The 4,323-nt window shown below is 58.7% G+C and carries 4 protein-coding genes; 3 read left to right on the forward strand and 1 reads right to left on the reverse strand.

The window, feature by feature from the left end:
* Positions 1 to 1,197 (reverse strand): OmpH family outer membrane protein (locus tag WAW39_RS24930; protein WP_422321870.1); only part of this gene is annotated, 1,197 nt, incomplete at its 3' end.
* Positions 1,198 to 1,379: 182 nt separating this feature from the next.
* On the opposite strand from WAW39_RS24930, the gene WAW39_RS24935 reads away from it, so the two are divergent.
* From WAW39_RS24935 to WAW39_RS24945, 3 genes are all read left to right on the forward strand, one after another.
* Positions 1,380 to 2,009, forward strand: a complete 630-nt coding sequence (locus tag WAW39_RS24935) for a hypothetical protein (protein WP_422321871.1) — start codon at positions 1,380 to 1,382, stop codon at positions 2,007 to 2,009.
* A gap of 825 nt (positions 2,010 to 2,834) precedes the next feature.
* A complete protein-coding gene (locus WAW39_RS24940) occupies positions 2,835 to 2,984 on the forward strand; it encodes a hypothetical protein (protein WP_422321872.1) in 150 nt (49 codons plus the stop codon).
* Positions 2,985 to 3,107: 123 nt separating this feature from the next.
* Complete coding sequence (locus WAW39_RS24945; RefSeq protein WP_422321873.1) at positions 3,108 to 3,548, forward strand: hypothetical protein; 441 nt, start codon at positions 3,108 to 3,110, stop codon at positions 3,546 to 3,548.
* The last annotated feature ends 775 nt before the right edge of the window (positions 3,549 to 4,323 follow it).

Here is a 4,323-nt window from a genome sequence, read left to right on the forward strand (position 1 = left end):
GATCTCGCCTTCTGAAGAATTTGCATTTGAGAACAGGTTTCTCGAAAGCTCCCGAAGAAGGTCAGTTGGAATCTCTGCTTTTTTCTCGTGTGCATCACGCACAGCCTCTAACAGCCAACCAGACCGCCCGATGTCGATCAAGCGGGTACGGTTCCTAAACTCTTCTTCCGAGTGCTGCTTGGCCCACGAAGAAGACCAACGAATGAAATAAACCATGAAAGTCGTGAAGGCAGCAAGAGGGAAGAATGCCTTGGATGCCAAGGCGACCCAATGCCACCACTGGAGTTTCGCGAGATCATCCGTTGTCTTCAGCAGGTCATAGTTGTGGGTGGTGGCATAAATCGTAAGGCCTGCGGTGACAATGAGTGCTGTAATATATGCGGCAGTGATCGGCCAACGTTTCCGACTGGTTCCTTTTGTGAGTCCCCAGTTTTCAAGCCATGCTTGGATTTGCTTGATCTGTTCGTCTTGCTTCTGACGCGAAACGTAGCGGGCTTCTTTGGTTTGGAACTCAGCTTCCTTGTCTGAATATGCTTTCTCGCGTCTTTCAATCTCAGCCACGAGTTCATCATGCTGTCGCTGAAGCTTTTCCCTCTCCGCCGTTAATTCTCCTCGCAGTTGGCTCTCAAGTTTCTCAAACCGCTCAGACCGAAGTTTTTCGATCTCAGCATTCTCCCTTGCGACATCAACAATAATTTGTCCCGCGGTCTTTTGAAGACTGCTAAGCACCCCGGCTTGCGCATTTCTATATTTCCCCCACGCAGTGCTTGGGTCTCCCAAAAGTGAGGCGTCCAACTCCGGTGCTTTGAGGTTTTTGCGGCACAGTGAAGTGAGTTTAAAGGTCAGCTTTACCTCTTGCTTGCGCTGCTCCTCACTAAGTCCTTCTTGCCAGTTATTCTCAAATCGCAAAACATCAAAAGGTGCCTCTATCTTACGGTCGACAATAACAACAATTTTATTGCCAGGTCCTCGGAGATGAAGGGAAGGGGCAATAACAGAGTTTTCTGCTAGAAGCAATTCAAGATCAGATCCGGGAGGCAATGCATCTAGTTCGTGGTTAACTTCTTGGTGCCCTCTAAGCGGAACATTGATAATGAGTTTTAGTGGGCAAATTTCGGCTACTTCTTTGGCTGCCGAGACCAAAGCTTCCGCGATCTCCTTGTCGGTAAGGCGTGGAATGTTGATGTTTGCAGGCATATTTTTGTAGATTAATGATCGGTAGGATGCTTATCAGTGACGAGGATGACTCTGAGGGCAAGTGTGTTTCGTTTGGCCGTGTGTAAGAATTGAATTCGCATGACGTGAATACAGCTACATCTCTTCGCTTTAAGCTACAAAGCGCTCCGAATACTTTGGCCTACCAACCCGCCATATCCCTCATGCGCGCACTCCTCCTCGCCCTGGCCCTCCCCCTCGCCGCCGCAGCAGCGGAGCCCGTAGCCACACCACCCGCACCCACCCAACTCGCTTCCCCCAGCGGCAAGCTTCACCTGCGCCTGGGCGATTCCGCGCCTCTGCCCGGTGCCATCACGCTGGACGCGTCGGGCGCGGCAGGGGCAGGGGAGGAAAAGGAAGCCACGCAGACCCTCGTGCTGGAAGAGAAGGGCCGGCCGCCCTTCGTCATCACCGCGCCGGAGGGCCGCTGCACGCCGCAGTGGAGCGATGACGAATCCTACCTTGCGCTCGCCATCCAGACGGACCGGGCCAATTTCTCCCTCCTCATCCTGCGCCTCGCAGACCGCAGCTCCATCACTTGCGACTTCACCGCGCTCGGCGAGCAGATGCTGGTGCTCTTCCAAAAAGCCGGGCTCGATGCCGCCGGCGCCGCCCTCCAGCTCCGCAACGTCCGCTGCACCCCGCAGCAATGCACCGGCACCCTCGTCTCCGGCACCGCGCAGCACACCGGCACCCTCACCTTCGCCATCGATCTCCCCCGGCAGGACTGGACCCCCACCGGCACCCTCGTCCAGCCCCGACTCACCGCCAGCGAGCTCAAAGTCAAAGACTGACCCCGATGCTTGGAAGTACGATGGGCATTGCCTCACTGCGTTCGCCCTCCGGGCAGCCTGCGGCAGGCTATCTTCGCTTCGCTACGGTTCATGCCCGTCGGCCAGCGCTTTCGCAAGCTGCCTCGCCCTCATCTCAGACATCCCCACACTTCACGGACAAGACGCTAATCCGGAATGCAGAATCCGGATCTTCAGACGGTTTGTATTAGCGTCTCATCAGCGTCAAATCAGCGGTTAGAAACCTCTGTTCGACCCACCGCCCCAGAAGTCTGCCAGGATCGGGCGTCGTGAGTGAAAAGCACCAGCTTTAAACCGCTGATGAGACGCCGACATTGTGTCCGCTCCGGGCGAGCGTCCCTGGCTCATCGACAGGGAATCAAGCTCCGCTGAAAATGCGCTGTCCGCCCCCATCGCGGAGCTTCCCCCGGGCCGACAGAATTTCGGCGCTCCCACTACGGAATGGAGCCCCGCAGGGCCTGATCGGGATGAGGTCTGTTCACGAAAACCACGCTGTTCACGGAGACGTGAACAGAGGCCCTGCCGTGAACACATGCGAAGGGGGCAGCCATCCAATCACAAAGCCATCCACTGCCCAGCCCAGTCTGCAGGCGACCCCGCTGCTTGGAAGTGCGATGGGCATTGCCTCACTGCCCTCTCCCTCCGGCCCGCCTGTCTTCGCCTCGTCCTTCTAAATACGAGCATCCCAAAAAATAAACCTTTCACTCATCGGCACTCCCGCCGCGGCAGGTTAGTCTGGGGCTGTCCATCACGGATTCCTTCGCCCTCCGGCCCAGATACGTCATCCACCCCGCACCCACCACGACCATGACATCTCCCATGCCGCCCTTCATCTTCAATGAATCCGCGCCCAGCACCGCCCGGCGCGCCATGCAGCCAGAAGACATCGCCTGCGGCGTCATCTACGCCTCCGTGCTCCTCCTCCTGGTGAGCCGCGTGCTCCTGCAGATCCTTTAATAAGCCCCCTGCATCCGCAGCAGGGCAGGGGAGCGGCATCTAGCATCCAGGATCTGGCATCTAGTAACCAGCCAAACCCGCGCTGGACTCCGCCCCACTTTTTTCTCCATCCTCGCAGCACGAATGTCTGCGCGCAAAAAAGTCATGACCGTGGGGTCTTGGTCCGAGCATCTCGATGACTCCTATTCCATCCACCCCGCCTTGGTGATCGATCCCACGTGGCAGGTGGAAAACAGAGAAAAGATCATCCGTTATCTCAGAGACGGTGTCCCCTGCGGCGGCATGCTCTCATATCACAAATTCCGCCTCAACTACGATGGCCCGCCCCTCAGCTCCCTCGAGCGCAGCGACGGCGTCTGGATCTGGCCCGAAGTCCTCGCCCGTTACGTGGAGCGGAACGTCCGCCTCCCCGACGCCTTCGTGGACCACATGAAAGCGATGAACTTCGATCCCCACCGCAGCGGCCACACCAGCGAAGAAATCCTGCGCATGGAAAGCTGCCCGCACTACTGGAACGGGTGGTGCGGCCTCGAAAAACAGCGCGCCGAAAGCGAGACCGAATGACGAGCACGGGAGCCATGCAAGCTCACGTCCAGCTCTTTGCCCGCAGGCCATTTCCAAAAGCGAAGGAATGACGAACACGGCAACCATGCAAGCTCATGCCCAGCGGCTTGCCCCGCAGGCCATTTCCGAAAGCGCGTAGCGCTGGCACAAGGGTAGCCGTGGGTGCCAACCCACGGTAAACGCCCCCACCCACCGCACCCTCCCGTGGAACCGCGTAGCGGTGACACAAAACCGCCGCGCACCCCCAGCGGCGGATGCTGAGCGAGCCGAGTTTGCAACCCGAACTCGTGCCTCAGCCCACCCAGATCAGCCACACACTTTGATGCAGCATGCATGTTCTTCTGCGCCACGAGAAGCGCATGCGGGGCGAATCCCCCTGGCTCCGCCGACACACTCCTTCATACGTATACGCTGCTTCATACGCCACTGCGGCGCCAATGCCATGCTCACTTGAAAACAGGTCTGTTCCCTGAGAAGGCATGCGGCTTGCTGGAACGTAGGTCGGCCGTGTTTGGCGTCCAGCGCTGCCCATGCCCCAGCGCCACCTCCGCCAAACCGCCCGACTGCGAGGACGCTCCTACGCCACAGCGCTTGCGCCACGCCCAAGGCCGCCTCATCCAACGCTCGGAGGCTCAAGACGTCTGCCTTGCGCTCATGGACGGACGGGCTGTCGCCACGTTCGTCCTACGATCCGCGCAGCGCGCTGGCCGTAGGTCGGCCGTGTTTGGCGTCGAAGGCTTTCGATGCCCGAGGTTGCTCTCCGCCAAACCGCCCG

Source organism: Prosthecobacter sp. (genome assembly GCF_049294395.1).
Lineage (GTDB): Bacteria > Verrucomicrobiota > Verrucomicrobiia > Verrucomicrobiales > Verrucomicrobiaceae > Prosthecobacter.

What these genes read in the sequence shown, in the direction of transcription:
- WAW39_RS24935 (WP_422321871.1), top strand. Translation starts at nt 1,380, where the DNA reads ATGCGCGCACTCCTCCTCGCCCTGGCCCTCCCCCTCGCCGCCGCAGCA.
- WAW39_RS24940 (WP_422321872.1), top strand. Translation starts at nt 2,835, where the DNA reads ATGACATCTCCCATGCCGCCCTTCATCTTCAATGAATCCGCGCCCAGC.
- WAW39_RS24945 (WP_422321873.1), top strand. Translation starts at nt 3,108, where the DNA reads ATGTCTGCGCGCAAAAAAGTCATGACCGTGGGGTCTTGGTCCGAGCAT.